A 26,262-nucleotide genomic window follows, 5' to 3' on the forward strand; every position below is an offset into this window, starting at 1 on the left:
CGGCAACTGCCGATCGAGATATTCGAGGCGGCGATTCGCCATGCTGATCGTATGCCCCTCCTGCGCAAGCGAATACGACATCGCCACTGACAGGGTCGGCGTCGAGGGTCGCTCCGTGCGCTGCGCCGCCTGTCGCGAGACCTGGTTCATCTCACCCGACGAGGTCGCCGCCGCCCTTGCCGAGGAGATGGCCGAGATTCAGGCGGCGATGGGCTCTGTGGAGGGGCGCGGCGAAGCGCAGGCCGATCTCGATGCATGGGAAGCGGCTTTGGCCGAGGAGGCCCAGTCCGCGACGGTAGAGCCGGTGTCCGAAGATAAGCCGGTTCGCAAGGCCAGGGGGCGGACGCCGCCAAAGAAGCGCTGGAGCGCCCCGTCGCCCGCCGCCGCCTTCGGGCTCGCCCTGCTGGCCGGCATTCCCCTGGCGCTCCTCGCGCGCAGCACCGTTGTGCGGGCCATGCCCCAGAGCGCCTCGCTCTATGCCCGGATCGGTATGCCGGTGAACCTTCGCGGCATCGAGATCCGCGATCTCGCGGCCTACCAGACCCAGGGCGAGGGGGCGGCGTCCCAACTCGTCATAGAAGGCGACGTGGTCGGTGTGGCGGGCACCACCGTCCCGGTACCGCCGATCGAAATCCAGGTGCGCGACGCGCAGGACCAGACCATCTACCGCTGGAGCGTGACGCCGCCGCGTTCCAGCCTCGAGGACCGCGAGACGGCCCGGTTCAGGGCGAGCCTGTCGTCTCCTCCGGCACAGGGGCGTACGATCAAGGTTGGGTTCGCGCCGGAACGTGGAGCGCCGGAAGCGGATGTCGCTCACTGACCCCTGACATTGCCGCTGGTTGAGGGCGAAAATCGATGCCAGCCGGCTCTGCTCGTGGTAGGGAGAATGTATGACCAGCCCGACCCGACGCGTCCGCGTCCTCTTCGACGAAGCCGCCATCGCGAACCGCAACGAGGAGCTAGCCGCAGCCATCGTCGCGGCCAAGCCCGAGAACCTCCTTGTCGTGGCGGTTCTCAAAGGCAGCTTCATGTTCGCCGCCGACCTGCTGCGGGCCTTGCACCGCTCGGGCCTGTCGCCACAGGTCGAGTTCGTGCACCTGTCGAGCTACCGCAGCGGGACGGTATCCTCGGGGCAGGTCGCGATCCTGCGGGACGTGGAGAGCGAGGTTCGCGGACGCGATGTGCTGCTCGTGGACGATATCCTGGAATCGGGGCGCACCGTCGTGTTCGCCAAGGACCTGCTCATGGCGCGTGGGGCCAAGCGGGTGCTGACCGCCGTTCTGCTGGAGAAGCCGGGCAAGCGGGCCGTGACCATCGATGCCGATTTCGTCGGCTTCACCTGCCCCGATGTGTTCGTGGTGGGCTACGGCATGGATGTCGCGCACGAATATCGGCAACTTCCCTTCGTCGGTCTCGTGGACCATGTGAGCAGCGAGCCGGATCTCTTCGGCGGAACATGAGCCCCCCTCTTCAGGGAGGCGAGGCACGCGATGAATCGGGTTCGCGAGGGTTCACCCGTGGGTTTATGGCGACAATTGCGCGCGGCCACATATTGCGCAACATTTACGTATTATTTGATGCAAAGCAGCCCTTGACATAGGGGCTGAGTAGAAGCGCAGTCTGGGCGGTCCAGCAGAGACAAAGAGTTGATGGCGCGAATTCTCCTTGTTGATGACGAAGAGCCGGTACGTGGTTTCCTGAAGCGGGGCCTGGAAATTGACGGTCATTCCGTCGTGACGGCATCGGATGGCAGTGACGGGCTGGATCGGCTGACGGAGGCGGACGGGGCGTTCGATTTGATGCTCACCGATATCCGCATGCCGCTCATGGACGGCATCGCCCTCGCCCTCGCGGCAAAGCGCGATTTTCCTAACTTGACCATCCTCCTGATGACGGGGTTCGCCGACCAGCGCGAGCGTGCCCGCGGTCTCGACGCCATCGTCACCGACGTGCTGACGAAGCCGTTCTCGCTGGCGGACCTGCGTTCCACCGTGAGGCGCGCGCTCGCCGCCTGAAGACGCGTCATCCTTGAAAATTTGATTGAAGCTTGGCCGCCGGTCGTTGCGTTGCCGGAGGGAGTAGTACCTCTCTCTCCCCGCCACGAGTGCCCCATGATGTCATCGACGACCACCCGCGCCGCACTGGCCGCGGTGCTTCTCTCCGGCACGATCGTCGCGGGCCCAGCATGGGCCGAAGCCCAGACCGGTTCGGCACCCACCGGCGGCCTCGCCAAGGTCGCCAGCTTCGAGCACCAGGTGACCGGCGTTACCGTGACGAAGGACGGACGCGTCTTCGTCAATTTCCCCCGTTGGACCGAGGACAGCGCCGTCTCCGTTGCCGAGGTAAAGGACGGTCGGATCACGCCCTTTCCCGATGCCGAGTGGAACGCCTGGCGCAACGCGCGCAAGGACGAGGTTTCGGCGGGCGACCATTGGGTCTGTGTCCAGAGTGTCGTGGCGAGCCCCGACGGCAATCTCTGGGTTCTCGATCCGGCCGCTCCCGCTATGGCCGCATTGGTGAAGAACGGGCCGAAGCTCGTGGAGATCGACCTCAAGACGAACAAGCCCGCTCGCATCATCGCCTTCGACGAGGCGGTGGCCCCGCAGGGCTCCTACCTCAACGACGTCCGCTTCTCGCCGGATGGGAAGACCGCCTACATCACCGACTCGGGTGCGAGCGGTGCCCTCGTCGTGGTCGATCTCGCCAGCGGCAAGGCCCGTCGCCTCCTCGACGGCGATCAGACGACCCAACCCGACAAGAGCGTGACGGTGACCTATGAGGGCAAGCCGCTGCGGCGACCCGATGGGCGCGGCGTGGAATTCGCCGCCGATGGTATCGCCCTCTCGCCCGATGGCGGCACCCTCTACTGGCAGGCGATCAAGGGGCGAACCCTCTACAGCCTGCCGACATCCGCGCTCACTGGATGGCTGACTTCGTCGCTCGTGCCGGAGGCGCTCAGCGACCGGAGCCTGTCGGCCAAGGTCGAGACGGTAGGCGACAACGGTCCCGCTGACGGCCTCATCATCTCGCGCAAGGATAGGCGGATGTACGTCACCTCGCCCCAGGACGATTCGATCAAGGTTCGGGACCTGTCCGCCAAGGGCTCCGCCCTCACGACTCTGATTCAGGACAAGCGCCTGCGCTGGCCCGATACTTTCGCCGAGGGACCGGACGGGACCCTCTACGTGACGACCTCTCGTATCCAGGATTCGGCCTTCTACAAGGCCGACGCCCCGGCGGCTCTGCCGACCGACCTATGGAGCATCAAACCGACGAGCGACGCCGCCGGCTCGACGACGAGCCCATCGGCCCGCTGAGACCGAAGGCCCGGCCTGTCGACGAGACCGGCCGGGGCCTCGCCGCTGCCCTCCGTTGCGAGCTTTTCCATGCGCCGACGCGATATCCTCTGCGGCCTCGCCGCATCTTCCCTCTGGAGCCTGCCCGCCTCGGCGGCCCCGATCCTTCGTTCGGACGATCCCCGGTTCGCCGAACTGGTCGATCCCTCCGCCCGGCCGGTGACCCTCTACCGCGAGGGTCGGTGGTGCGAAGGCGTGTGCTGGGCGCCGCACCTTGGGGGCCTCATCGTCAGTGACGTGCGATCGAACCGCATGCTGGTGATCGGCGAGGATGGCGGAGTGAAGCCGTTCCGCGATCCGTCCAACAATGCCAATGGAAACGTTCTCGATGCTCAGGGACGTCTCGTCACCTGCGAGCACCGCACCCGTCGCGTCGTTCGCCGCGAATCCGATGGATCGATGATTGTGTTGGCCGACATGTATGGCGGCCAGCCATTGAATTCCCCCAACGACGCGGCGCTCGCGCCGGACGGTGCGATCTGGTTCACCGACCCCGTCTTCGGCATCACCGTGCCGGATGAAGGCATTCAGACCACGCCTTCCCAGTCCGCGAGGCGGGTCTACCGGATCGATCCGGCCGGTGAGATCCGGGGCATGACCGACGCAGTCGGCCAACCGAACGGCATCGCCTTTTCGCCTGATGGGCGAACGCTCTACGTCACCGAGACCAGTGCCGCCCTCGACAATGCGGAAGGGGCCCGCGCTATCCTCGCCTTTCCGGTGGAAGAGAGCCGCCTCGGTGATCCACGCGTCGTCGCCTCGCTCGAGACGGGCGCTCCGGACGGGCTCGCCATCGACGAAGCCGGGCGGATCTACGCGGCCTGTGACGACGGCGTACGTGTTTACCTGCCCGACGGGACGTTGCTCGGCCGGATCGCCACCGCGACGCCGGCCTCCAATGTCGAGTTCGGCGGGCAGGACGGGAATCGCCTCTTCATTGCGGCGGGCTCCGTAGTGGCGGCCATCGATCTCAAGGTCCGGGGCGCGGTGAAAGCCCGCTGACCGCATTCAAATCCTACAGGATTGCAGCATCCATGACCTTCGCTCGACGTGACATGCTGGCTGCCGGCCTCGCCGGATTTGCCGCACTGACCAGCCAGGCCTCCGCTGAGCAAAAGGGCGCGTCCCAAGCGGAATCCGGCACGGGGGTCGCCAGCGATCAGGGCGTTCCCGGGCTCGAACTCGCCATGGTGGCGAATGCGCCCTCGAACCCCACCGGCATCACCCTGTCGCGAAGCGGCCGCGTCTTCGTGATGATGCCGCGCTTCAACGCCAAGGTCCCTTTCACCCTCGGCGAGGTCATGCCGAACGGGAGCGTGACGCCCTATCCCGACGAGGCCACCAACCAGCCCGACCCGAAGGCCTCTCAGCACCGGCTCCTTCACGTGCCCAATGGTGTGATGGACCGCGACGACAGGCTCTGGGTGCTCGATGCCGGATTGCCGGATGGGTCGGGCCTGCCCATGCCGGGAGGTGCCAAGCTCGTCCGGTTCGATCTGACCACCAACCGGATCGCCCAGGTGGTCCCGCTGGAGGCCGGCGTCACAGCCACCTCCTCGCTCAACGACCTCAGGGTCGATATCCGGGACGGACGGGCGGTGGCGTTCATCACCGACCAGGGCCAGGACGGCCATGGTGCCATCCTCGCGGTCGATCTCGCGAGCGGTCGTGTTACCCGGCGACTCGCCCGGCATGCCAGTACCGAGTCCCAGAAGGGCATCGTCAAAGTAGTCGAGAATCGCCAGATCCTGCAGCGCAAGGCCGAGGGGCCGCCGCGTCCGGTCCAGGGCGGCGCGAACGGCATCGCCCTCAGCCCCGACGGCCGACGCCTCTACTACGCCCCACTGATGGGCCGGCGCCTCTATGCGGTGGAGACCGCTCTTCTCCTCGACCCGGCGGTGTCCGATGCCGAGGTCGCCGCCGCTGTGGAGGATCTCGGCGAGAAGGGCATGACCGGAGGGCTGATCGCCGATTCCAAGGACCGCGTGTATCTCGCCCTGCAGGAGCACAACGCGGTCGGCCGGCGCGAGACGGACGGTACCGTCACGATCCTCGCCACCGATCCCCGGCTCATCTGGGCCGACACGTTCTGGATCACCCCCGACCGCTGGCTCTACATCACGGCCGCGCAGGTCAATCGCAGCCCCGACTACAATAACGGGCGCGACCTCAGGCAGCCGCCCTATGCGATTTTGAGGATGCGCATTGATGCCGACCCGGCCTGATCAGCCGAGCAGATGTGTGAGCAGGGCGCGCAGTTGCGCCGGCTTGATTGGCTTGTGCATGAGCTCCGCCCCGAGCCTCGCCACATCGGCTTCGATCACGGCGGAATGGTCGGCGGTGGTGACGATCGCTGGCAGGTCTGCGCGGGTCACGCCCCGCAGGTAGGTGGCCACGTCGAGGCCGCAGGCGCCGTTGTCGAGGTGGTAATCCAGGATCAGCACGTCCGGTGGTGGACCTCCGGCGGAGACGTACTCTCCGACGCTGGCGAGATCGCGATGAGCACTCACATCGGCATCCCAGTTCCGCAGCAGGCGCGTCAGTGCATCTGCGGTGGCCGGATCGTTCTCCACGATGAGCACGCGCGCGCCCGTCAGCCGCGTCGCGATCGGCGTGGGGCCGGCCACCGGCTCGACCGGAGAGGTGCCGATGGGGACGGTCAGGCTCATCCGCGTTCCGTGGCCGGGCCGGGAATGCAGGGTGAGCGCGTGATCGAGGGCCGTTGCCATGCGCTGGACGATGGAGAGCCCGAGACCGAGACCGGGCTCACCCTCGTCACCCTCCCTGCCGCCCCGGTAGAATTCCTCGAAGACGAGATGCCGCTCGCTCTCCTCGATGCCGCAACCGGTATCGATGATCTCGATGCGGCACGCCTGGTCCCGCCGACGCGCGGCGATCAGCACACCTCCGCGGCTGGTGTAGCGGACGGCATTGGAGACGAGGTTCTGCAGGATGCGCCGAAGCAGGATCGGGTCGCTGTCGACCCGGAGCTCCGGGCAGCGGACCGCGAGGCGCAGGCCCTTGCGCGCGGCCATCGGCATGAAGCTCGCAGCGATGCCCCCGAGCAGATCGGCGAGGGCGATCGGCCGGATACCAGGGCGGACGATTCCGGCATCGAGCTTGGAAATGTCGAGCAACGTCTTGATCAGATCTTCGATGGTCTGCAGGCCGCGCTCCACCTGCCCGGACATCGCCAGGGCTTCCGGGCTGAGCGGCATGTCGGAGAGGGCCGAGGCCGAGAGGCGCGCGGCATTCAGCGGCTGAAGCAGATCATGGCCGGCGGCGGCGAGGAAGCGGGTCTTCGAGCGGTTGGCGGTCTCGGCTTCCTCTTTCGCCGCGACGAGGGCGGCGTTGGAGCGCTCCAGGCTGTGCATCAGCCCGGTCAGCTCCTCGGTGCGCGAGCGGACCCGACCTTCGAGGATGATCGCGGTCTGGAACAGCGAATAGGCGCCGCCCTGCTGGTCCATGTTGCGTTCCACATGCGCCATGAGGGCGGCGTTGATGCGCTCGAGCTTGGCGATGCGGCGGGCGGCATCGTCAGGATGATCGGCTTTCATCGGGCGCGCGGCCGGCCGATGGCGATGCCGGTGAAGGTCTGGTTGAGATGCATCGCCCGGTATTGCTCGCCGTAGGTCTCGAACCCGACCACGTCGTAGCGGCGGTAGAGATCGCAGATGCCCTGGCGGACCTGTCGGCTTTCCGCGTCGAGGCGGCGCAAGACGCAATCGAAGCCGATGATCAGGTCGATCCCACCCAACGCCGCATCGAGGCGGGCGAGGTCGTTGCGGGTGGTCTCCACGATGTCGCGTGGCTGGGCCAGGGTCAGCACGACGCCTTCGTCGATGGCGCAGAAGAAGGTCAGCGAGCCGTCGGCGTTCATGCGCCGGATCGAGCGGCAGAAATACTCGCCGCCGACCTTCACGGCGAGCGGGTAGGCGGCAAAGCTCATCGGTGTCAGCGCTTCCGGATCGAGCCCCACCGCCATGGCGTATTCGCGGGCGGCGGGCTCGGCGTTCAACTCATGGACGATGCGCTGCTCGTCGTCGGAGGCGGTCACCACGAACTTCGTCGATGTCGGCTCGAAATGATCGCTCTTGAAGGTCTGGAACGGGTGATCCGTCTCCACCAGCACCACCACGGCCGCCCTGCGATGGATCGTGCCGCCGTGGAGCAAGACCGTTTCGCGGAAATGCAGATCGTCGCCGGCCGATCCCCCGACCAGCGGAATGCCGTCGAGGGCCCAGGCGATGGTCGACACCACCGTCTCCTCCGCATTGGCGAGCCCGTCGATGAAGGACAAGGCGAAGAGCCGGTTCGTCGCGTGGTCGGTGGGGTCCGTCGCCAGCGCCCGGCGCAGCGTGCGGACCGACGAGGCCGTGCGAGCCACATCAAGATGGTCGATGGCATCGAGGATCGCCGAGACGACGCGAAATCCCTTGGCCGGAAACGCCACCACGACGAGGCCGCCCTCCAGGCCCCCCGCAGGACAGATCCCGCCCGACATCGTACACCCGGTGATGGGGGTGCTGGGGAAGGCCTCACCCAGGGCGGCGTTCAGGGCGCCGACATCGTAATCGGGGGAGAAGAAGGCCAGCATGTGCGAGAGGCCGGCCGGGCCGATATGGGCGGCGATGTCCGCCACGGCGTCGGCCTCCGCCGTCGCCATCGTCCAGGAGGTCTTGATCCCGCACAGATGCCCACGCATCCGCGTGTCCTCCTCCACCGTCGCACTCCCTCCGGCGTCGTGGAATGGCTTTGCGCCTTTGTCGTCACGCCGCCGACGAGTATGTCGGCGCGCCGAGCGGGGTGCAATGGCGGCGCTCTCCCGCGCCGCCCTTACCTGTCAGTCCACCGTCTTGAGGTCCTTGACCGAGACGTCGCCCTGCCGCGACGAGAAGGTCGGCGCGGAACCGTTGCTCTGGGAGACGCCGCTGATCTGGTGATCGCCGGTATCGTAGGTGGTGCGCTTGCCGTCGGTATCGATCACGAGGCGGCGGGCATCGGGGAAGAACGCATAGCGCATTCCGTTCTGGCCGCCGCTGGTGGAGGGCTGGCCCAGCTCCTGCGGCCACCAGGCCTCGCCGCCGGACATCGGTTTCATCGGCTCCATAGGCTTCATCGGTTCCATGGGCTTCATCGGTTCCATCGTCATCCTCCATACAGGGTCGTGCGTCTGGCACGGCTACGCCTGAAAGCCGACATGGTTGCATCCCGGGGGAGCCGCCGACCCATCGATTGCACGACCTGCCGGTTTTTCGCTCCGTTCCGAGTCGGCACACCGGTTCGCTTCTCCCGGCATCCGTTTGCCCGCACTCGGTTGCACGCATTGAATTTCCCCGTTGTAGGGATCATATCGCGCACCGTTCGATCCCCGGAGGCAAACCCTTGAGCGATACCCTGGAACGGCACGAATTCGGTGCCGAGGTCGGCCGGCTGTTGGACCTCGTGGTCCATGCCCTTTACTCCGACCGTGAAATCTTCCTACGGGAACTGGTGGCCAACGCCGCCGATGCCCTGGACCGGCGCCGTTTCGAGGCGCTGACGCAATCGGTCTCGGCGCCGCCGGCCGACGCAAAGGTCACGATCACCCCCGAGAAGACCGCGCGCACGCTGACGATCTCCGATCCCGGCATCGGCATGACCAAGGCGGAGCTGGCGCAGAATCTCGGCACCATCGCCCGTTCCGGCACCCGGGCCTTCAGCCAGTCGCTCGGAGACGCGAAGGCCGAGGACAAACCCAGCCTGATCGGCCAGTTCGGCGTCGGCTTCTACTCCGCCTTCATGGTGGCCGACCGCGTGACCGTGACCTCTCGGCGCGCCGGCTCCGACGAAGCCTGGACCTGGGCCTCGGAGGGCCAGGGCAGTTATACCCTGGAACAGGCGACACGCGACGAGCCCGGCACCGACATCGTCCTTCATCTGAAGGAGGATGCCGACGAGTATCTGGAGAGCTACCGGCTCGACCACGTCGTGCGCAAATGGGCCGACCACATCACCGTGCCGGTCGCCATCGTCGCCGAGGGCAAGACCGAGACCGCGAACCAGGGTACGGCCCTGTGGCGCAAGTCGAAATCCGAGGTCACCCCGGAGCAGTACACCGAGTTCTACCGCCATGTCGACATGAACTTCGACGAGCCCTGGGCGACCCTGCACTGGCGGGCGGAAGGGGCCCTCGAATTCTCGGCGCTGCTGTTCATCCCCGGCATGAAGCCGTTCCAGGCGGTGGAGGGCGAGCGCGCGAGCAAGGTCCGGCTTCACGTCCGGCGCATGTTCATCACCGACGAGGCCGAATTACTGCCGACCTGGCTGCGCTTCGTTCAGGGCGTGGTCGACACCGAGGACCTGCCCCTCAACGTCTCCCGCGAGATGCTGCAGGCGACGCCGGTCCTCACCAAGATCCGTCGCGCCGTCACCGGTCGCGTCCTGTCCGAACTCGGCACCCGCGCCAAGGATGCGGAGGGCTACCAGTCCTTCTGGGAGAATTTCGGCCCCGTCCTCAAGGAAGGCATCTACGAGGATTACGAGCGCCGAGGCGAGATCGCTCCGCTCCTGCGCTTCCGCTCCTCGGCGGTGGAGGGCTGGACCTCGCTGCCCGATTACGTCTCGCGCATGAAGGACGGCCAGGAGGCGATCTATTACCTCGTGGCCGACGATGCCGACGCCCTGGCCTCCTCGCCGCAGCTCGAGGGGTTCCGCGCCCGGGGCGTCGAGGTTCTGCTGCTCTCCGACCATGTGGACGCGTTCTGGCCGGAGCAGCTCGGCCGGTTCGAGGAGAAGCCCCTGCGTTCGGTGACCCAGGGCGGCCTCGACCTCTCGAAGATCGCCGCCACCGAGGAAGCCGGCGAGGCGCCCGCCTCCGTCGATGCCCTCGTCGCCGCCCTCAAGACGGCGCTCGCAAAGGACGTCGCCGACGTGCGAACCACCGACCGGCTGGTGGAGAGCGCCGTGGTGCTCTCGGCCTCAGGTAGCGGACCCGACCTGCAGATGCAGCGTCTTCTGCGCCGGGCCGGGCGTGGAGCCGGCGGATTACCGATCCTCGAGATCAACCCGCGCCACCCGCTGATCGCCTCCCTCGGCGCCAAGGCGGAAGCCGGGGAGGATGTGGCGGAGGCCGCCGGCACCCTCGTCGATCTCGCCCGCATTCAGGACGGCGACACCCCGCGCGACCCCGTGGCCTTCGCCCGCAAGGTCGCCGCTGCCCTGGCCCCCGGCGCCTGAACGTACGACCGCAGGCGCCTGCCGGGAGCAGGCGCCTCCGTTGGCCAGCCATGAGTACCGATGCGGTTCTCGACTCGCGCTTCTCGTCTTGCGATCTCCGCCGCACTCGTGCTAACGAGCCTTCGTCTCATCGAGGCGCCCCGCGGAGAGGTGGCAGAGCGGTTGATTGTACCGCACTCGAAATGCGGCATGGGTGCAAGCCCATCGGGGGTTCGAATCCCCCCCTCTCCGCCACTAAGCCCCTAAGCTACTGCAGTAACGGTATCATTCTGATGCCGTAGGCTTCTAACCGCGCTCCTGCTACGAAGGAGTGCTACGAAGTCATGAGGCAGATGGTGGGTCTGATCCAGCGTCGGGGCATCTTTTATTTCCGTCGCACCATACCGGAAGCGCTGCGCGCGGACATGCCGGCTGTGCTTGGTACCGCGGGCCCTGGAATCTTCGACGAAGACGCTCCTGTCTCGTTGAAGGGAAGCAAAGCGGGGCGAGAGTTTTGGGTCAGCCTTGGGACCCAAGATGAGGATGAAGCTCGTCGCCGAGCGCGCCATCTGGATGGTGAGGCGGACACTCTCATCAGCCTTGCCAAGCGCCGCCTCCTTCTAAGCTCACAGCCGTTGATCTCACAACTCGACGACGAGACCATCCAGAAGTTGGTCGCCATCTTCCGCCACCGCCAGCTCGCCAATGACGAAGCCCTACGTCGTGGAGCGGTGCCGCTGAGCCCCGAAGCCTTCAATGCCCTCAGCCAGGAGATCGCTGCCAGGGAGGCTGAGCTGCGCGATGCAAACGCGCGGGGTGACTGCGCTGCAACTCACTTCAACCACGATGCGATGATGACCGTCATCGATGCCGGATTGAACATCAAATTCGGATCCCCGGCGGATCGGCGCCTCTATATGGCGTTCGTCGAAGCGGAGCTTGAGGTGATAACGATCCTCAGGGATCGACAAGGCGGAGCCACCCGGCCCACGCCTGCCCTGACGTCGATCACTCGTCTCGATGATCGGACGGAGCGCTTGATTCGGTCTCCCCGTGAGAAGGTGGGTGCACCAACCACGGAGGATATTTTGCAGGGTTGGAAACGTGATCATAAGCCGGCCGAGAAGACCTTCTATACGTTCTCCAGCAAGCTGCGCAGATGGACTTCCTTCCTTACGGAGCGACGTTTGATGTTCCACACTGCCAGCTTGTCGGACGCTTCAGATTGGAAGATTGCCTCCCTTGCCGAACGGTCAGCAAAAAGCGTTTCGAATGACATTTACGCTGTCAAAGCGATCTACAGCTGGGCCGTAGCGAATGGAAAATGTCCGAATAATCCCTTTATGGGTCTTAAGCAGCCTCGCGCAGCCGTCAAAGGCAAAAGGCGATCGACGAAGCGCGATTTCACCGATGAAGAAACCGTCCGCGTCCTGATAGCCGCTCGTGACCGCAATGGCTATCGAAAGTGGGTTCCCTGGATCGCCTGTTTCACTGGCGCACGCATTTCAGAGATCTGTCAGTTGGAGCGATCCGACATCTCTTCAGAGATGGGGATTCATTATTTTCGGATGACGCTCGATTATGATGACGACGAAGAAAGCACGAGACCTAAAAAACTGGGAGATGGACTGAAGAGTCTGAAAAGCTTTAGCTCAAAACGTCACATTCCAATTCATCCTCGGCTTATTGAGGAAGGATTTCTGCAATTTGTGGCATCATGTAAAATGGACAATTTATTTTTCGATGCCACGCCCGATCGGTTTGGCAATCGCGGAGGAAACGCAACCAAGGTGATTAGTAGATGGGTGAGAAATAAAATAGGGATTACGGATCCTCGCATTAGTCCTAGCCATTCTTTTAGGCACCGCTTCTCCACTCAATGCAAAAATTCTGGGATACCAGCAGAGATAAGAAATAGACTGATGGGGCATAGTGAGGGTGAGTCAAGCGAACTCTATGGCGATGATTATTCTATTTCGATGCTGTTCTCTCAGATTGAGAAAATTCCAGTGCCGCGTGAGCTAGATTTAGAATTCGGGCTTGAATCATGATAATATAAAAATGGAATGTTATACGAAAATATCAGTCTAGAACGTGGTAAGTGGCATCTGTTTTAGTCGAATTGTGGCTTTGCAGATCCACTTGTGGCCTGCCTCCTGAAAAGTGGTCCTCCCTGAGGTATGACTTCGAGCCATGTGGAGGATGTTGTCATGGGACAGAAGAAGCATACGGCTGAAGAGATTGTCGCCAAGCTGCGCCAAGTTGATGTTCTGGTCTCGCAAGGTCGTAAGGTTGCCGAAGCAATCCGCTCCACTGAGGTGACTGAGGTCACGTATTACCGCTGGCGCTCCGAATACGGCGGCCTGAAGGGTGACCAGGTCAAGCGGTTGAAGTCTCTGGAGACCGAGAACCAGCGCCTTCGTCGGGCGATCTCCGACCTGTCTTTGGAGAAGCTCATCTTGAAGGAGGCAGCTTCGGGACCCAAAGGGCAGCGCCAGCAAAACTTCTGAGCCCGGCTCGCCGCCGGGCTTATGTCGCTTACGTCGTTGCCGAGCACGGTGTGTCCGAACGTTTCGCCTGCCGTGTCCTGGTTCAGCATCGTTCGACGCAACGCAGGGTCGCCGTCCTGGTCGAGGACGAGGCCGCTCTGACGGCCGCCATCGTCGCTTTGGCTCTCCAGTACGGGCGCTACGGCTACCGTCGGATCACGGCTTTGCTCCGGCGTGACGGCTGGACGGTGAACGTGAAGCGGGTCGAACGGATCTGGCGCCGCGAGAGGCTCAAGGTTCCGGCTCGCCAGCCGAAGCGGGCACGCCTTTGGCTCAACGACGGCTCGTGCGTGCGCCCGCAGCGGCCCGACCACGTCTGGTCCTACGACTTCGTCGAGCACCGCACGCACAACGGTCGCAAGTACCGGATGTTGAATGTGATCGACGAGTTCACCCGCGAGTGCCTGGCCATCCGGGTCGCTCGTAAGCTTAAGGCGCAGGACGTGATCGACGTGCTCTCGGACCTATTCAGTCTTCGCGGTGTGCCCGGTCATATCCGCTCGGACAACGGGCCGGAGTTCATTGCCAAGGCCGTACAGGACTGGATCGCGGCGGTTGGATCGACGACTGCCTACATCGAGCCGGGCAGTCCCTGGGAGAACGGCTATTGCGAGAGCTTCAACGCGAAGCTGCGGGACGAACTCCTCAACGGCGAGGTGTTCTACACCCTCAAGGAGGCCAGCGTCGTGATCGAGCAATGGCGGTGGCACTACAACAGCATCCGACCGCACTCGTCGCTCGGCTACCACTCGCCTGCGCCGGAGGTCGTCATTTGGCCAACGGAACCGAACAGCTCAGCGCCGGTCGCTTAACCCGCCATCGTCACGCGACCAACGATGCACTAACTTCGAACCTGGGCCACCGAATGGGGGCAGGCTACTTCTGCCAGCCGCGGGCCGGCAGAGGCTCTGAAAGCTAAAAGCTCAGCGTTACCCGCTCTATCGAGTGCGCCTCATGGGCCGGCTACCAAGGCATGCAATTATCCAAGTCAAGAGATAAACGACGGTCGCCCACAACCTATTAACGGGCATTTACGGTGCATCAAAGTTTGCCTCCGAAAGGGCACCCGTCGTCCTTCAGATGAGCAACGAAGGCCGCTTTCTCACAGAACCGCTTCACCTACGAACAACCCGCCGGGCACGGAGCCGGCCGGGCCTGTCGTCGTGCGTCCGGGGACGGCTAAGCATGCGCGTCGCGACCGTGCGTCCGGTTCTTGATGCCCGTCTTGCTCGATCCCTGGGAGTAGATGGCGGCCTTTGCTCAAGCCGGAATCCCGCTGTCTCGTCCTGGCGTCCTCCAGTGAGTATGCGGACATCAAGCCCATGAAGACGCCGACGTGGTTCGCCCGCGATGACGACCGTCCGCCGCTCGCCTTCGCCGGCATCTGGCGCCCCTGGACGGACGTGCGCGGCATCAAGGCCGAGAACCCCAACCGCCACGAGGCCGAGCACCGGCTGTTCTCGTTCCTTATATGCGATGCGAATGGCATCGTTGGCCCAGGCCACCCGAAGGAGATGCCGGTTCTGCTAACGACGCCAGAGGAGCTGCGGACGTGGCCTGAGGCGCCAACCGAGATCGCCCTCGAGCTACAGCGCCCACCCCCGGGACGCCAAGATGAGGATAGTCGCGACCGGGGCGCGGAAGGACCCTGCAGAATCAGGATCGCATCGCGGCCGGCCTGGTGCTGGGACAGGCCGCCCGGGAAGCCGTCCTAACGGGCCGTGGCTTCAGCGTCGGCAACGAGGCGCCGGGTCGTGGGGGCACGCGGGGTCAGGGACGGCGTGGTCGTCAGCTCGGAAGCCGGACGAACCGATGCTGTGACGCGAGCCTGTTCACGGTAGAGGGTCGGCGTGAGGTTAACGCGATCCTCAGCCATTGCCGTGCCGGTCAGGGTGATGGCGGCGAAAGCGGCAAGAACGATTTTATGGACGGTCATGGTACTAATCCCTCTGGTGTTTCGGGGCCTGCGCCCCGTCTGATGAGAGGGATATGCGCTGCAGTGCACCATCATTCAAAAAGATTGGATCGATAGTCGATATTGATGAAATCGATGTACCTTCATGCCCTCTTCCTTGCCTTGTCACTGGCTCCCGCATTCGCAGCCGAGCCCATCACCGGCCGGGCCTCGGTGATCGACGGCGACACCCTCGATATCGGCAGTACCCGCATCGGCCTTCACGCCATCGACGCGCCCGAAAGCGCCCAGCTCTGCGAAGATAAGGTGGGGAAGGCTTCCGATGCGGGCAGGCCGCTGCCCTCGCGCTGGCCAGCCGGATCAACTCTGAACCTGTCTCCTGCGATCCTAGGGATACCGATAAGTACGGACGCACCGTCGCGGTCTTCCGAAAGGGGGCCGAGGATCTGAACCGCTGGCTGCTCGCGAAGGGCCATGCAATCGCCTATCGCCGGTACTCGGAGGACTACGTTGGATCTGAGGACACCGCGAAGGCGGGAAAGCTCGGGACATGGGGAGGAGCCTTCACGGCACCAGGAGATTGGCGCAAGGGCAAGCGGGCCATGACAATGGGGTTCGCGGCAGCGGGCGGTCCAGTTTGTCCGATACCCTCGCCGACGCCTCCGCAAGCGGCCCCCAAGGCCGGCGGCTGCGCGATCAAGGGGAACATTAGCCGAAAGGGCGAGAAGGTCTTCCACGTTCCCGGATCGCGCGACTATGACCGGACCCGGATCAGCGAGAAGGACGGCGAGCGCATGTTCTGCTCTGAAGACGAAGCGAAAGCGGCTGGGTGGCGGGCGCCGCGGTAATACCAAAAGCACCGATTGAGGCCGGCATAGATCCGGAGAAGATTTCAGCCATAATGGATGAGATACGCCAGAAAATGTTTGCGGCGACTAATCGCCGTTTCTGAGAAGTTTTATGACTGAGTAGGTTACCGCCTCCCTTGGCCTCATCTCCGAAGGCCCGCTGTTTCCGATCCCCTGCTCCTGCTCGTCCTGGCGTCCGAGAGCGCCGAGGTCGTGCTGGGTATTCGTGTGCGCCTCCTGCAAAATACCTTCGCCCTACGAAGTTACGGGGAACGGTTTTACGGTCTCCACCGTACCTAGGCGGCTGAAGGTCAGGCCCAGACAACGAGACCTTCGCGTACTTCGAATGCCCCCACACTGAGGTGTGAGTGCGTCGTGGGTAACCCATGGCCGACGCGCGAGCGGCTTCGCCGATCATACGTGGGAAAGCGGTTGCAAGGGCTCGGTGAACGGGGGGGCGTCTCACCCTCCCGCGTCACCTCCTAGGAGGCATATTTGAGAACCATAGGCGCGATCATCCTGTCCCTCACCTTGCTCCTGGCACAAGACGCCATGGCGCAAACCCTGTCGCAGGATCAGGCCGTGGAGAGTATCGATGACGTAAGGCCGGGGCCGCCTCCGCCGCTCCCGGACCTGTCGGATCCGAACTCTCGCACCGGAGAGGCACTCGCCGAGCCAGATGCGCGCTCCGGCATCCCGAAGGTCCTGCGAGGATCGGCCAGCAAAGCCGGTGGACCCGCCAACGAACTCAACCCGAGCGGGACTCACGAGGATGAGACTCCCGCGAAGGGCGATCTTGCTAACGTCATCGCGGGTAAGGATCTGTTCCATGGCAATTATTGCGGCTCGGGCCAGCGTGGCGCGGATCTTCCGCCGACTGACGCCCTAGATGCCGCCTGTCAGCGCCATGACGCATGCTACGATATGGCCGGACATCGCTCGTGCGCTTGTGACAAGAAGCTGAGGCGCGAGGCGACTGCGGTTTCGGAAAGACCAGACGTCACGCTAGAAATACGTCGCCGAGCCTTGAGCGTTGTCGGGGCTGCGGATGCCATGAGCTGCCAGGCTCCCTGAGGGTAAGCTCCATTAGGGGAGGTCCAGCTGTCACATCCTGGTCTGGCATATCGACGTGATCGTCTGTTGCCGGAACACGGCACCCCGCATCACCAAGCTGAGGGTCGTGCGGAAGGCCTCGATCATCCCGCCGGTACGGGCGACCAGGTTAAGCCGGTTCGGCTGGGCTGCGCATCAGACCCCGGAGGGCTCTGAACGGAAGCATCAACATCGTCACACAGGCGCCCAGCGCCAGGACAACGAAGACCGACAGGATTGCCGTCAGGATTTTGATCATAGGCGTGCTCACTCCGGCGTACAGCGGCATAGGCTCCGCAGTGCGTTGTAGATACGATCGACCCAAAGGTCGGCGAGAGTGTGTGCAGTTCTACGTTCCCGTTAGGATTGATCGCTGCTCGCCATACCGTTTTCTCGGATGTCGCTACTAAATGACTTCAGCCGCCTCTACGGTCCGCTCTGCATCTCAAAACCTGACATCACAGGGCACACAGGCCATATGTTCGAGATGGTTAATTCAACGCTAACCCGCGTCGGCGACGCCCACGGCCTGCTCAATCCCCGGGAGGCCCGCCATTTCCGACGCTCTTCTTTTGCTCACCCTAGCGACCGAGAACGCCGAGCTACGCGCCCAGCTCGCGGAGGTTCAGGAGCAGTGCGTCGAGCTGGCAGTGGATGCGGGCGAGCTTCACGCCGAGGTGGAACGGCTACAGTGGCGGCTTGCCGTAGCCGAGCGCGACCGCGACAGGTGGCAGGCGCGGGCCGCGCCCTGCTGAGCCGTTTGGGAAAGGCCGGCTGTCCGACCTACGCTACTTGGGTTGAGCGGCACACGTGATCTGCGCAAGCAGCAGGATGGGGAAGTCGCGCATCTGATGCTGAGAGATATATGAGCAACACCGAGCAGTTGGTTCTTCCAAAGTATAATTAGACAATTTTATCGCGCTTGACGGTTATAAAAAATTAGGGAGTGCTCCCGGCTCGGCATGCGAGAGGCCGAAACGATGTGCTTAGGTTGATTGTAAGGAATCATACGGTGGATCAGATCGAAAAGATCATGCGTGATCTCACCAGGGATTTCGAAGTCGAGCGGCAGGCATCCGATACGAAGCAGATTTCTGCGCCTTCACTGGCCGGCATTCTGCGGGTCATTGGCTCGACGGACAGGCAAACCACTGACTCCCCCCCTAATCATCACGCCACCCCACAGGATTGGTCGGACCTGATTGATAGGGTCAGGGACGCTGCGCATCGGGTAAGGGAGGCTGAAGCCGAAACTCAGGAGCAGGAGATCCGCGTTCGTGAGCTTCTAGACCGGGTTCGTGAGGATATGACGGCCGCGCATGAGCGCATCAGAGCAGCCGAGAGCCATGCCAAGGATATTCAAACCCGGTCCGATGCGTTGCTGAAAGCCGCCGATGCGCGCGTTAGAGAAGCGGAAGAGCGGGCTCGCACAGCAGAAGCGTGGCTGTCGAAGATCTCAATGACGATCGCCGAGGAATTCTCTTCCAAAGACGAAAAGCGCCTCACGGCCTAAATTTTATTCGCGTGAGGAACGGATGGCTTTCCTCAGAAGCTGCCAATCAGCATATCCGGTGCATCGGTTCCAGCTTCAGGAACTGTCCGATTGGGACGCAGTAAGTCGGTGACCATGATCCGGAGGTTCGAAAGTTCGAGCCTCCCATGCTCATTGTCGCGGGTTCGTTCGTTGGTATCGGGACCTAGTTCCCATCTTCCTCCGCCATCACTGCCTCGACGGCAGCAATCGCATTCTCCAACTCGGCGACGCGCTTCAGCACACTATCGGCTGGCATAGTGTCGTGATCCGCAGCGGCGACGATCAGAACGTGCTGATGGGCCTTCAGACGGTCAAGGAGAGCGACAAGCTTGGACATGACGCTGGCCGTATCCTGCCCCGGCAATCACGGCAACAATTTCCACCAGATCGTTGAATTATTGCTCCTCAAGGGTGCGGTCGCGTCTCCGTCTGATTCACACGCTCGCGTCGGCCATCGGCCCGCTTGATCCAAACCTCAGTAGCGTCGAGGGCGAGCTCTGGCCCATGGGCGTAATCCCACCTCCAGCTCGGGTCTGCGGTTGGCCCCATCTCAGATCGACACCCTCTCGAAGGACCAGGCGCAGGCGGAATTCCCCCTCATGCTTGCGAACCAATAGGACCCTGAGGGTTTCCGAAGAAGCGATCCAAGCTTCCGAAGCCCCCAGATCCGTGAAAAGGCAGGGTGCATAGTCATCCGTCATGATCTCGCGCCAGGGCGGGAGTTCGTGCGTCATCGATGGCCTATTGCTTCTCATTCCAGGTCGGCGCGGCTGGCTTCGAAGAGCGTTTATATCACCTATCTATTTCTCTATCCGATAATAATGCTATTGAGAACGCCTCGAAACATTGCTCTATGGGGGTTCCACGGCTCCTCTTGAGAACAACGATATGACAGATCAGACTCCCGAACTGCCGACCAGCCATATCGAGCTTACGGCTGACATCGTCGCCGCCTACGTCTCCAACAACTCGGTTCCGGTAGGATCATTGGCCGACTTGCTGAGCAGCGTGCACGCCGCCATCAGCGGCCTTACCAGCGGTGGATCTAGCGCGCCGGAGGTGGACAAGATCGAGAAGGCGACGCCGGCACAGATCAAGAAGTCGATCACGCCAGACCACCTCATCAGCTTCGAGGATGGCAAGCCCTACAAGACGCTGCGCCGGCATCTAACGCTCCGCGGGCTGAGCCCTGAGGCTTACCGTGCGAAGCATGGCCTACACGCCGACTATCCCATGACCTCCGCAAGCTACTCGGCGCAGCGCTCGGAGCTTGCTCGGTCCCTTGGCCTTGGGCAGCAGCGCAAGGGTGCAGCCAACGCGAAGATAGCCGCTCCAGAAAAGGCCGTCGTTGAAGAGGCCGCTCCGGCCCCTGAGAAGCCCAAGAAGGCCGGGCGGCCACGCAAGGCTGCTGTCGCTGCCTGACGAGCCTTGAAGGGCGCCGGGCGCATGCTAGGCCCTACCCGCGGTTGGACAGAGGAAAGCGGGAGAAGGTCGAACTGCATCGAGAATAGCAGCTACCCGAAAAGCTAACGGCCACGGACACCGAGCCAAGGTGCGCGTACATCCGGCGTCACCCTGTCCCGGCATCGTGGCCGTCTCCGATCAAGCGACGTGGGTCGCGATCGGCCTAGCCCTCATGTGGGGATCATATGGTTAACGATCAATGAGCATGCCTAATCCGCTACTCCGTAGCTTCGGCCTTTGCGTCGCCCTCGGCAAGGATGCTTTGTAGATCGCCTTTGAGCGCGTCGAACTGCTCGGCGGTCGCCACGATCTTGAAGTTGGTCCCGTTCTCGGCTTCCACCGCGAGCTTGATGTGGTCGCCAACCTTCGCCGCGAAAGCGGGTTTCAGGGTGTAGCTAGTGGCATTGTCATTCGCTGCCACGAGGGTCGCCTTGTTCGGCAGCAGCCAAACCCGAGAACGGCGCGAGGGGGATGCGACAGAACCTCTCGCTAGCATCCATGAGAGGGCCTGCTGTTGGTGTGCACGAGGCTACGCCCCTATTTGGGTCGCCCAGTATCCGAATTGGCTGCGGCAATGGGCCGGACAACGAATGCGATGCTCTACGTCAACGATTTGAGGGGCATCTGAACGGTCGCTGCCATGGTGCCTTCGGCTCCCTCGACATCCCGCAACCCGGCCCAGACCTTCCAATCCTCCCAAGCCTCACGCATCTTGAGTGCCGCCTCGTCGGCAGAGCCAGCGTTTCCGCCTCGCCGGAACGGTGCCACACCAATATCGAGGTGCATCGCCCATGCCCACTGCTGGTCCGCCACAGGTTCGGCTTGAATACAATCGATTCTTCCGACGATCAGGGCCGCGCTGGTGACAATGTATGTCTCACGCGGCTCCTCCAGCATCAAATTGAAAGCTAGCTTTGCCATGGACTGTCACTGTGCGAGAGTTCGATCTGATCCGTGAGGCAACTCGGCGGAGGCTCGCCGGGTGGTCGGGCTCGTCAATCGCCGCCTTCGCCACCCGCTTGTGCTGGATCAATACGCCGGGGCTTCACTGCCCGAGCCTTGCGTGGCTCCTTCTTCGCAGCGCGCCCAGACGGATCGAACGGCACGACGCCACCGCCGCATCCGATACAAACGGACTTCGATAGACGGTCGGTGCGGGCGTCGCGGTCCTTGTCCTTCTTTGCCTGGCTGGCCGAATTCTCCACTTGCTGTTGGTGCATGGCCTCCATCCGCTTCTCCCGATCAGCGTCTGACACGCTTGATGACGGTTGGGACGAAGCGGTGCCAGTGGGCAGCCACAAGCATCCCACGGCAAAGGCCAGGATCGCAGAGCGCTTTAGCAGGGTCGTTCCGCACGGCATGGAGTCTTCCTTCCTCGCCTACCCCTACACCTCAATTAGAAATGCACCGAATGATGCGTTGGCAGCGAGCCGCCTTTCCCCAGGTCGGCCAAGATTGCTGAGGAAAAGGCATGTGACAACGTGTCGACCGGAATCTCAAACTTCGAAAATTTGTCATTTGATTAGTTTTTTTGATCGGTGGTTCGTACGTCCTGTTGTAAAATCAGTCTTATAGAGCAAATGCACCAAGGGGAGCGTGCTACCTCAGCAGCGAAAGCCCCGAATAGCTTAACGTAGCGGAGTAGACAGGACGACTATCCATATCTGTCACAAAGACGACAATCGACATGCGATCTCCATCTGCGGGGATTTCCTCGTATCCGATCGCGGGCAGGAGCTTCTGTGCTGCCCTACGCACCTCCGCCATCGTCTCCAAAATCACCCCCGTATCATCACGCTGGGCTTTGCCGTCGATGTGGAGATCAAAGAAGTAGCGGGGCATAGGCTCTCCCTGTTCGGTTTGCTAGGCCAACCGCGCATCTCCAGCTAGGGTTTCTGTCTGGGTTCATACAGAACTGCTTAGACCAGAAAGGGCCAAATTATGAGAAGTTCCTAATCTTGCAACAATTTGACATATGTGGCTGCGACCGTATTGGGTCGTCGATATCGTTTCTAATCAGCTAGCGAATCAGGCGGCGACTCCTGAGATTAGAATGCTCCCGCCATAGAAGGAGCAAAGCCGTGTCGGGCTCAGCTCAACTCCATCTTAGCGGTTTAGGTGATCGGCAATCGGCGGTTTACCGTGCCATCGTGGTAGCCAAGAGCGGGACGGTCGTGAACGCGATGCGGCTCGCAGCCGACAATGAGGAGCGCGCCGTTCAGCAAGATAAAGCGATGGTGGGCGATGAGACCGTCGAGCTTTGGGACGGCTTGCGCTTTATCGAGAGATTTTCGCCGGTTGATTGAGGCTGGCGCTAGTCGAAGTTCGGCCTTAGATCCGGCATTTTGCGGAGGATTTCCTTCGTTTCGCTCAGAAGGTCACGGCTTCGGGCGATCTCGGCTTTCATCTCCTGCACCAGTCGAACCGAATGGCGGACGCGCTCGGGATCTGATAGAGGGATATACCTACTGCTCAGGTTAATAATTTGCGCCATTAACTTGCCATAGCAGATTAAGAGCGAGGGCATATCGTGCCGATCGCTGGATTGCTGGGGGAAAAGCTCAAGGCTGAATTGCTGCATTGGCCTTTGATGTCCTGCATTTACTTGTGTTGGGTCTACAAAGATTATCCGTGGCCCAAACAGAAACAGCAGCACCTGAGATGCCGGCGAGCCTTCAGTTTTTAAACTGACCCACTACCCCATCTCGCCTATTCTCACGCCGCCATCGGGACGTTGACCACGTCCATAAATCCAAGGGTCATGACGTGCCGGCCGGCGCCGTCGTGGACATCGACGACCCAATCCGACCAGTCGAGATTTCGCCCGCTCAACTCCATCACCTGCCATGCGGCTCGCTCGGGATGGTGCCAGAGCAAGCCAGTGTTCGGTAGTTTCACACCCATCTCGTCGATGATCACGGCGTGTCCGTCGATGCAGTGAAATCGATATGTCTGGCGCGCCATCCACAGCTCTTCACAGGCTCGAATAGGCCGCATACGGTTAAGATTGACCCGGAACCACCAGCCTGTTTGTTCTCTTTTCGTTCTAACGGAGAGGGCCATGGGCGTCCATCGAATCGACGAGTTGACGCCGGGCGGTACCGACGTTGTCCACATCCCCATCATGGGGCCGACGCTCTGCGCTGGCTTCCCGTCGCCAGCTGACGACTTCCTCGAAGGCTCGCTCGAACTGCCGCGGTGGCTCGCACCGAACCCGCCGGCTACGTTCGCCTGGAACATCTCCGGAGATTCCATGCGCGGCGCCGGCATCTTCGACCGCGATCTTGCCGTCGTGGATCGGAGCCTCAAAGCTGTGCACGATAGCGTCGTGGTCGCTGCCATCGATGGCCACATGTCGATCAAGCGTTTCCTCGTGGACGGGAACGTGGCGCGGCTCTCGTTCGAGAACCCGGACCTGCCGGCCTTCGCGGTTGAGGAGAGCGGCGAGGCCGAGATCTGGGGCGTCGTACGGTTTTCGATCCGCTGGCACATCGCCCGGGCCGGCCTGGTTCGATGAGCCGTGCCATCGCGCTGATCGACGGCAACAGCTTCTATTGCTCCTGCGAGCGGGTGTTCGACCCGAAGCTCGCCCGCGTCCCGGTGATCGTGCTGTCCAACAACGATGGCTGCGCGGTGGCCCGCACCGCCGAGGCCAAGGCGCTCGGGATCAAGATGGGCGAGCCTTGGTTCAAGATCCGCGACCTGTGCAAGCGCGAGGGCGTGCGGGCGTTCTCGTCGAACTACACGCTCTATGGCGACATGAGCGCCAGGGCGAACGCGGTCTATCGCGACTTCTCGCCGGCTGTGGAGATCTATTCCATCGATGAGAGCTTCCTCGATCTGTCGGACGTGCGCGAGGATCGGCGCGTCGAGCTCGCGCGTGACCTGCGTGCGACGGTGCGCGCCTGGACCGGCATTCCGACATGCGTGGGGATTGGGCCAACGAAGACGCTGGCGAAGCTCGCCAACCACATCGCCAAGACGATTCCGGATCTCGGCGGGGTGTGTGACCTCTCGGACGAGGACGAGCGGGCGGCTTGGCTCTGTCGCATCCACGTCGGCGAGGTCTGGGGGATCGGCCGGGCCTCGCTGGCGAAGCTAGAAGCCATGGGCGTCGATTCCATCGCCGATCTGCGCGACCTCGACCCGCGTCCGGTCCGTAAGGCGATGACGGTGGTTGGCGAGCGCATCATCCATGAGCTGCGCGGCGTGTGCTGCCTGCCGCTCGAACTGATGCCGGCCCAACGGAAGGGGTGTGCCGTGACGCGCTCGTTCTCCAGCCGGATCGAGGACCGAGCCACGATGGAGCAGGCGGTGTCCGCTCACGCGACCCGATTGGGTGAGAAACTGCGCCGGGGTGGGCTCGGCACGAACCACGTCTCGGTTTTCTACCACACCTCCGAGCACGACCGCGGCGACCCGATGCGCTCGGTCTCGACGACTGTCACGTTACCGGAGGCGACGAACGACACATTGGCGCTGATCAAAGCGGCGCTCGAGGGTGTGACCCGCACTTGGCGCGAGGCACCAGGCGACCGGCCGTGGCGCTACAGCAAGGCTGGCGTCATCACCACCGACCTCAAGCTGTTGGAGGAATCCCAGCGCGCCCTGATCGGCCAGCTCGACCGTGAGCGCAGCGCTCCGTTGATGGCCGCGATGGACGAGTGCAATCGGCGCTTTGGGCGCGGTGCCGTCGTGCCGGCCCGGGCGGGCCTGGAAACGAAGCGGACCTGGTCGACGAAGTTCGAGATGCGGAGCCCGCGCTACACGATACAGATATCAGAGCTGCCAACGGCGCATGCGTGAGAAGAGGCGACAATACCGTTGATGCACACGGCATTTGGCCCATGCCCTTCCGCCTGCAGAGCACCAAGCGCTGTTCATCGGTACCACGTAATCTTGCAGCGGAGGCGCGCAAAACGCGATCAGATTTGATCGGAAGATTTCCAATCTTCACTACCGGTCAGCGGATTGACGCCAACTGCTTTTGATGCCCGTCGTCACTTGTAAAGTTTCCAGTGGGCGCGACCACGATGCGGTTACGGCCCGCCGCCTTGGCACGATAGAGTGCCTGATCTGCTTCAATGAATAGCGCCTGAAAGGGCTGATCTGGCGTGCGGGTTGCAACACCTGCTGAGATGGTAACTGATACGACGGCCGAGCCAGCATGGACGAGTGTTCGAGCTATGGTTTCCCGGAATTCGTCAAGTCGCTGAAGCAGGCTTCGTTCGTAGCAACCCTCGGTGATCAGCGCGAACTCTTCGCCTCCAAGTCGCCCAATTCGTCCAATGGCGCCGAGCTCGCGCTGCATAATTTCGGCTACGACACGAAGAACTTGATCGCCAACCAAATGGCCGTGATTATCGTTCACTGATTTAAAATGATCTATATCGACGATCATAAGTGCCATCAGCGTCGAGCGCTCCTCAACATCTTCGAGAAGGGCCCGCCGATTCAGCAGCCCAGTTAACGGGTCAGTCTGGCTTGCCCTGAAAAGTGCTAAGTGCGCTTTGCCGATAGCTCTAGTGACGGGAGCGGCAACGACGATTACAACTACAACGGTGATGACCCAAGACCGAACTGCGGATGTCCAGCTCTGAAAAAATACAAGCTGCTGAACCACATCGAAGAGAAGCGCGACGCCAATGCAGAAGGCTGTCGTTCGGATCATATAAAATTGAAGATCACGCTTCGACGCAATGCGTAGCTTTTTAAGAGGGTTGCGGATAAGCGGCATGACATACATACACTTTGAAGCGGTACGGCGCTTACGCCTAAGGCGACAGGCTGAATCAATACCTCAGATTAAGCGTCAACGTTCAATTAATGTCCTCCCCGCTTGTCTGGTTTCTGGCGCCTCTCTAAAGGCGGTTCAGAAGCTCGATGACTGGCCTCACGTGGGATGGGGGTAGACTTACCGTGTCCTTCGTTCCGGTTTGAGAACGCAAACGAGTGGCGTGCCGCAATCCGTCCGGGCCATACTTCTTTGCTTCAACTATCAAATCTTGGACTTGTCCGCTCGCTCAGCAGCAAGCGTTTTCACCATCAGTTCCCGGATAACCTTAGACCGGCTCAGCCAGAGCGGGCAGGCCCAGCCATTCCAACGCCGCGTCGAACGATCTGAAAAGACGCTGCCGGATCGTCCCGGCGTCCTCAAGCAGCGACACCCGCCAACTCGACTTGCCTTCCTCTCGCGCCAGATTGCCGACGACCTCGCCAGCCTGGATTAGGTGATGCTCGTCAGGTCCAATGCGGTAGAGGCTCAGGGACATGGCTTCCTGACCGGCACCTCGGTCGTCACCAGCTT

Annotated in this window: 30 protein-coding genes, 1 tRNA gene and 2 pseudogenes; 20 read left to right on the forward strand and 13 right to left on the reverse strand. The window is 62.5% G+C overall.

Going from position 1 to position 26,262, the window contains the following annotated elements; all coding sequences use genetic code 11:
• Nucleotides 1-40: 40 nt before the first annotated feature.
• The 6 genes from ACYQOP_RS09490 to ACYQOP_RS09515 all read left to right on the forward strand — a co-directional run bounded on the left by ACYQOP_RS09490 (nucleotide 41) and on the right by ACYQOP_RS09515 (nucleotide 5,581).
• Entirely contained in the window at nucleotides 41-820 is a 780-nt protein-coding gene (locus ACYQOP_RS09490; RefSeq protein WP_461222207.1) for a zinc-ribbon domain-containing protein, read from the forward strand.
• A 70-nt stretch (nucleotides 821-890) separates the two neighbouring features.
• Complete coding sequence (hpt, locus tag ACYQOP_RS09495) at nucleotides 891-1,460, forward strand: hypoxanthine phosphoribosyltransferase (RefSeq protein WP_056421935.1); 570 nt, start codon at nucleotides 891-893, stop codon at nucleotides 1,458-1,460.
• Between the two features lie 189 nt (nucleotides 1,461-1,649).
• Nucleotides 1,650-2,015 carry a response regulator gene (locus tag ACYQOP_RS09500; protein WP_056421932.1) on the forward strand — a complete coding sequence of 122 codons (366 nt, stop codon included), beginning with the start codon at nucleotides 1,650-1,652 and terminating at the stop codon, nucleotides 2,013-2,015.
• Nucleotides 2,016-2,111: 96 nt separating this feature from the next.
• Nucleotides 2,112-3,317, forward strand: coding sequence for an SMP-30/gluconolactonase/LRE family protein (locus ACYQOP_RS09505; RefSeq protein WP_461222209.1), 1,206 nt, complete (start codon nucleotides 2,112-2,114; stop codon nucleotides 3,315-3,317).
• 69 nt (nucleotides 3,318-3,386) lie between these two features.
• Complete coding sequence (locus ACYQOP_RS09510; protein WP_461222210.1) at nucleotides 3,387-4,358, forward strand: SMP-30/gluconolactonase/LRE family protein; 972 nt, start codon at nucleotides 3,387-3,389, stop codon at nucleotides 4,356-4,358.
• A gap of 32 nt (nucleotides 4,359-4,390) precedes the next feature.
• Nucleotides 4,391-5,581, forward strand: coding sequence for an SMP-30/gluconolactonase/LRE family protein (locus ACYQOP_RS09515; protein WP_461222211.1), 1,191 nt, complete (start codon nucleotides 4,391-4,393; stop codon nucleotides 5,579-5,581).
• Here ACYQOP_RS09515 and ACYQOP_RS09520 read toward each other — a convergent pair whose 3' ends face one another.
• The 3 genes from ACYQOP_RS09520 to ACYQOP_RS09530 form a co-directional block, all read right to left on the reverse strand.
• Nucleotides 5,582-6,913 (reverse strand): ATP-binding response regulator, encoded by a 1,332-nt coding sequence (locus ACYQOP_RS09520; RefSeq protein ID WP_461222212.1) that lies wholly within the window; start codon nucleotides 6,911-6,913, stop codon nucleotides 5,582-5,584. It lies immediately after the preceding gene.
• On the reverse strand, nucleotides 6,910-8,061 hold the full coding sequence (locus tag ACYQOP_RS09525; protein WP_461225261.1) for an FIST N-terminal domain-containing protein: 1,152 nt from the start codon (nucleotides 8,059-8,061) through the stop codon (nucleotides 6,910-6,912). Before ACYQOP_RS09525 ends, ACYQOP_RS09520 begins: the two co-directional genes overlap by 4 nt.
• A 138-nt stretch (nucleotides 8,062-8,199) precedes the next feature.
• Nucleotides 8,200-8,502, reverse strand: coding sequence for a hypothetical protein (locus ACYQOP_RS09530; RefSeq protein WP_027171815.1), 303 nt, complete (start codon nucleotides 8,500-8,502; stop codon nucleotides 8,200-8,202).
• A gap of 239 nt (nucleotides 8,503-8,741) precedes the next feature.
• On the opposite strand from ACYQOP_RS09530, the gene htpG reads away from it, so the two are divergent.
• The 5 genes and pseudogenes from htpG to ACYQOP_RS09555 all read left to right on the forward strand — a co-directional run.
• A complete protein-coding gene (gene htpG / locus ACYQOP_RS09535) occupies nucleotides 8,742-10,574 on the forward strand; it encodes a molecular chaperone HtpG (RefSeq protein ID WP_461222213.1) in 1,833 nt (610 codons plus the stop codon).
• Between the two features lie 144 nt (nucleotides 10,575-10,718).
• Nucleotides 10,719-10,808 (forward strand) — tRNA-Ser (locus ACYQOP_RS09540).
• 89 nt (nucleotides 10,809-10,897) lie between these two features.
• A complete protein-coding gene (locus ACYQOP_RS09545) occupies nucleotides 10,898-12,604 on the forward strand; it encodes a DUF6538 domain-containing protein (protein ID WP_461222214.1) in 1,707 nt (568 codons plus the stop codon).
• A 159-nt stretch (nucleotides 12,605-12,763) separates the two neighbouring features.
• Nucleotides 12,764-13,914 (forward strand): annotated as a pseudogene (locus ACYQOP_RS09550) (IS3 family transposase).
• Nucleotides 13,915-14,346: 432 nt separating this feature from the next.
• A pseudogene (locus tag ACYQOP_RS09555) lies at nucleotides 14,347-14,758 on the forward strand (SOS response-associated peptidase family protein); the annotation flags it as partial.
• A 55-nt stretch (nucleotides 14,759-14,813) separates the two neighbouring features.
• Here ACYQOP_RS09555 and ACYQOP_RS09560 read toward each other — a convergent pair.
• Entirely contained in the window at nucleotides 14,814-15,038 is a 225-nt protein-coding gene (locus ACYQOP_RS09560) for a hypothetical protein (RefSeq protein ID WP_207412344.1), read from the reverse strand.
• A gap of 114 nt (nucleotides 15,039-15,152) precedes the next feature.
• On the opposite strand from ACYQOP_RS09560, the gene ACYQOP_RS09565 reads away from it, so the two are divergent.
• The 5 genes from ACYQOP_RS09565 to ACYQOP_RS09585 all read left to right on the forward strand — a co-directional run bounded on the left by ACYQOP_RS09565 (nucleotide 15,153) and on the right by ACYQOP_RS09585 (nucleotide 18,470).
• The gene (locus ACYQOP_RS09565) at nucleotides 15,153-15,467 is read left to right on the forward strand and encodes a thermonuclease family protein (protein WP_461222215.1); all 315 of its coding nucleotides are present in this window, start codon (nucleotides 15,153-15,155) and stop codon (nucleotides 15,465-15,467) included.
• Nucleotides 15,377-15,865, forward strand: a complete 489-nt coding sequence (locus tag ACYQOP_RS09570) for a thermonuclease family protein (RefSeq protein WP_461225263.1) — start codon at nucleotides 15,377-15,379, stop codon at nucleotides 15,863-15,865. The genes ACYQOP_RS09565 and ACYQOP_RS09570 overlap by 91 nt, the downstream gene beginning before the upstream one ends.
• A gap of 552 nt (nucleotides 15,866-16,417) precedes the next feature.
• The gene (locus ACYQOP_RS09575; RefSeq protein WP_461225264.1) at nucleotides 16,418-16,939 is read left to right on the forward strand and encodes a phospholipase A2 family protein; all 522 of its coding nucleotides are present in this window, start codon (nucleotides 16,418-16,420) and stop codon (nucleotides 16,937-16,939) included.
• Between the two features lie 590 nt (nucleotides 16,940-17,529).
• Nucleotides 17,530-17,712, forward strand: coding sequence for a hypothetical protein (locus ACYQOP_RS09580; protein ID WP_461222217.1), 183 nt, complete (start codon nucleotides 17,530-17,532; stop codon nucleotides 17,710-17,712).
• Nucleotides 17,713-17,969: 257 nt separating this feature from the next.
• Nucleotides 17,970-18,470: a hypothetical protein gene (locus ACYQOP_RS09585; RefSeq protein WP_207412345.1), complete on the forward strand. Its 501-nt coding sequence runs from the start codon at nucleotides 17,970-17,972 to the stop codon at nucleotides 18,468-18,470.
• Nucleotides 18,471-18,654: 184 nt separating this feature from the next.
• Here ACYQOP_RS09585 and ACYQOP_RS09590 read toward each other — a convergent pair whose 3' ends face one another.
• Nucleotides 18,655-18,828: a hypothetical protein gene (locus ACYQOP_RS09590; RefSeq protein WP_200930133.1), complete on the reverse strand. Its 174-nt coding sequence runs from the start codon at nucleotides 18,826-18,828 to the stop codon at nucleotides 18,655-18,657.
• Nucleotides 18,829-19,379: 551 nt separating this feature from the next.
• On the opposite strand from ACYQOP_RS09590, the gene ACYQOP_RS09595 reads away from it, so the two are divergent.
• Nucleotides 19,380-19,913 carry a Ros/MucR family transcriptional regulator gene (locus ACYQOP_RS09595; RefSeq protein WP_056434705.1) on the forward strand — a complete coding sequence of 178 codons (534 nt, stop codon included), beginning with the start codon at nucleotides 19,380-19,382 and terminating at the stop codon, nucleotides 19,911-19,913.
• Between the two features lie 259 nt (nucleotides 19,914-20,172).
• Here ACYQOP_RS09595 and ACYQOP_RS09600 read toward each other — a convergent pair whose 3' ends face one another.
• The 4 genes from ACYQOP_RS09600 to ACYQOP_RS09615 form a co-directional block, all read right to left on the reverse strand.
• A complete protein-coding gene (locus tag ACYQOP_RS09600; RefSeq protein WP_461222218.1) occupies nucleotides 20,173-20,376 on the reverse strand; it encodes a hypothetical protein in 204 nt (67 codons plus the stop codon).
• Between the two features lie 179 nt (nucleotides 20,377-20,555).
• A complete protein-coding gene (locus ACYQOP_RS09605) occupies nucleotides 20,556-20,876 on the reverse strand; it encodes a hypothetical protein (protein WP_461222219.1) in 321 nt (106 codons plus the stop codon).
• A 74-nt stretch (nucleotides 20,877-20,950) separates the two neighbouring features.
• A complete protein-coding gene (locus ACYQOP_RS09610; RefSeq protein WP_461222220.1) occupies nucleotides 20,951-21,184 on the reverse strand; it encodes a hypothetical protein in 234 nt (77 codons plus the stop codon).
• A 370-nt stretch (nucleotides 21,185-21,554) separates the two neighbouring features.
• A complete protein-coding gene (locus ACYQOP_RS09615) occupies nucleotides 21,555-21,797 on the reverse strand; it encodes a DUF6894 family protein (RefSeq protein ID WP_056434697.1) in 243 nt (80 codons plus the stop codon).
• A gap of 239 nt (nucleotides 21,798-22,036) precedes the next feature.
• Here ACYQOP_RS09615 and ACYQOP_RS09620 point away from each other — a divergent pair, with 239 nt between their 5' ends.
• Nucleotides 22,037-22,261, forward strand: coding sequence for a hypothetical protein (locus ACYQOP_RS09620; RefSeq protein WP_461222221.1), 225 nt, complete (start codon nucleotides 22,037-22,039; stop codon nucleotides 22,259-22,261).
• Nucleotides 22,262-22,269: 8 nt separating this feature from the next.
• On the opposite strand, the gene ACYQOP_RS09625 is transcribed toward ACYQOP_RS09620, so the two are convergent.
• The gene (locus ACYQOP_RS09625) at nucleotides 22,270-22,536 is read right to left on the reverse strand and encodes a hypothetical protein (RefSeq protein WP_461222222.1); all 267 of its coding nucleotides are present in this window, start codon (nucleotides 22,534-22,536) and stop codon (nucleotides 22,270-22,272) included.
• A 134-nt stretch (nucleotides 22,537-22,670) separates the two neighbouring features.
• Complete coding sequence (locus ACYQOP_RS09630; protein WP_461222223.1) at nucleotides 22,671-23,018, reverse strand: DUF6894 family protein; 348 nt, start codon at nucleotides 23,016-23,018, stop codon at nucleotides 22,671-22,673.
• Between ACYQOP_RS09630 and ACYQOP_RS09635 the strand changes: the two genes are divergently transcribed.
• Complete coding sequence (locus ACYQOP_RS09635; RefSeq protein WP_461222224.1) at nucleotides 23,017-23,472, forward strand: LexA family protein; 456 nt, start codon at nucleotides 23,017-23,019, stop codon at nucleotides 23,470-23,472. The genes ACYQOP_RS09630 and ACYQOP_RS09635 overlap by 2 nt on opposite strands.
• Nucleotides 23,469-24,761 carry a Y-family DNA polymerase gene (locus ACYQOP_RS09640; protein WP_461222225.1) on the forward strand — a complete coding sequence of 431 codons (1,293 nt, stop codon included), beginning with the start codon at nucleotides 23,469-23,471 and terminating at the stop codon, nucleotides 24,759-24,761. Before ACYQOP_RS09635 ends, ACYQOP_RS09640 begins: the two co-directional genes overlap by 4 nt.
• Before the next feature lie 157 nt (nucleotides 24,762-24,918).
• On the opposite strand, the gene ACYQOP_RS09645 is transcribed toward ACYQOP_RS09640, so the two are convergent.
• Nucleotides 24,919-25,692, reverse strand: coding sequence for a GGDEF domain-containing protein (locus ACYQOP_RS09645; protein ID WP_461222226.1), 774 nt, complete (start codon nucleotides 25,690-25,692; stop codon nucleotides 24,919-24,921).
• Between the two features lie 325 nt (nucleotides 25,693-26,017).
• Nucleotides 26,018-26,227 carry a hypothetical protein gene (locus ACYQOP_RS09650; RefSeq protein ID WP_056453792.1) on the reverse strand — a complete coding sequence of 70 codons (210 nt, stop codon included), beginning with the start codon at nucleotides 26,225-26,227 and terminating at the stop codon, nucleotides 26,018-26,020.
• Nucleotides 26,228-26,262: the final 35 nt, after the last annotated feature.

It is taken from the genome of Methylobacterium sp. CM6247 (assembly GCF_054817925.1).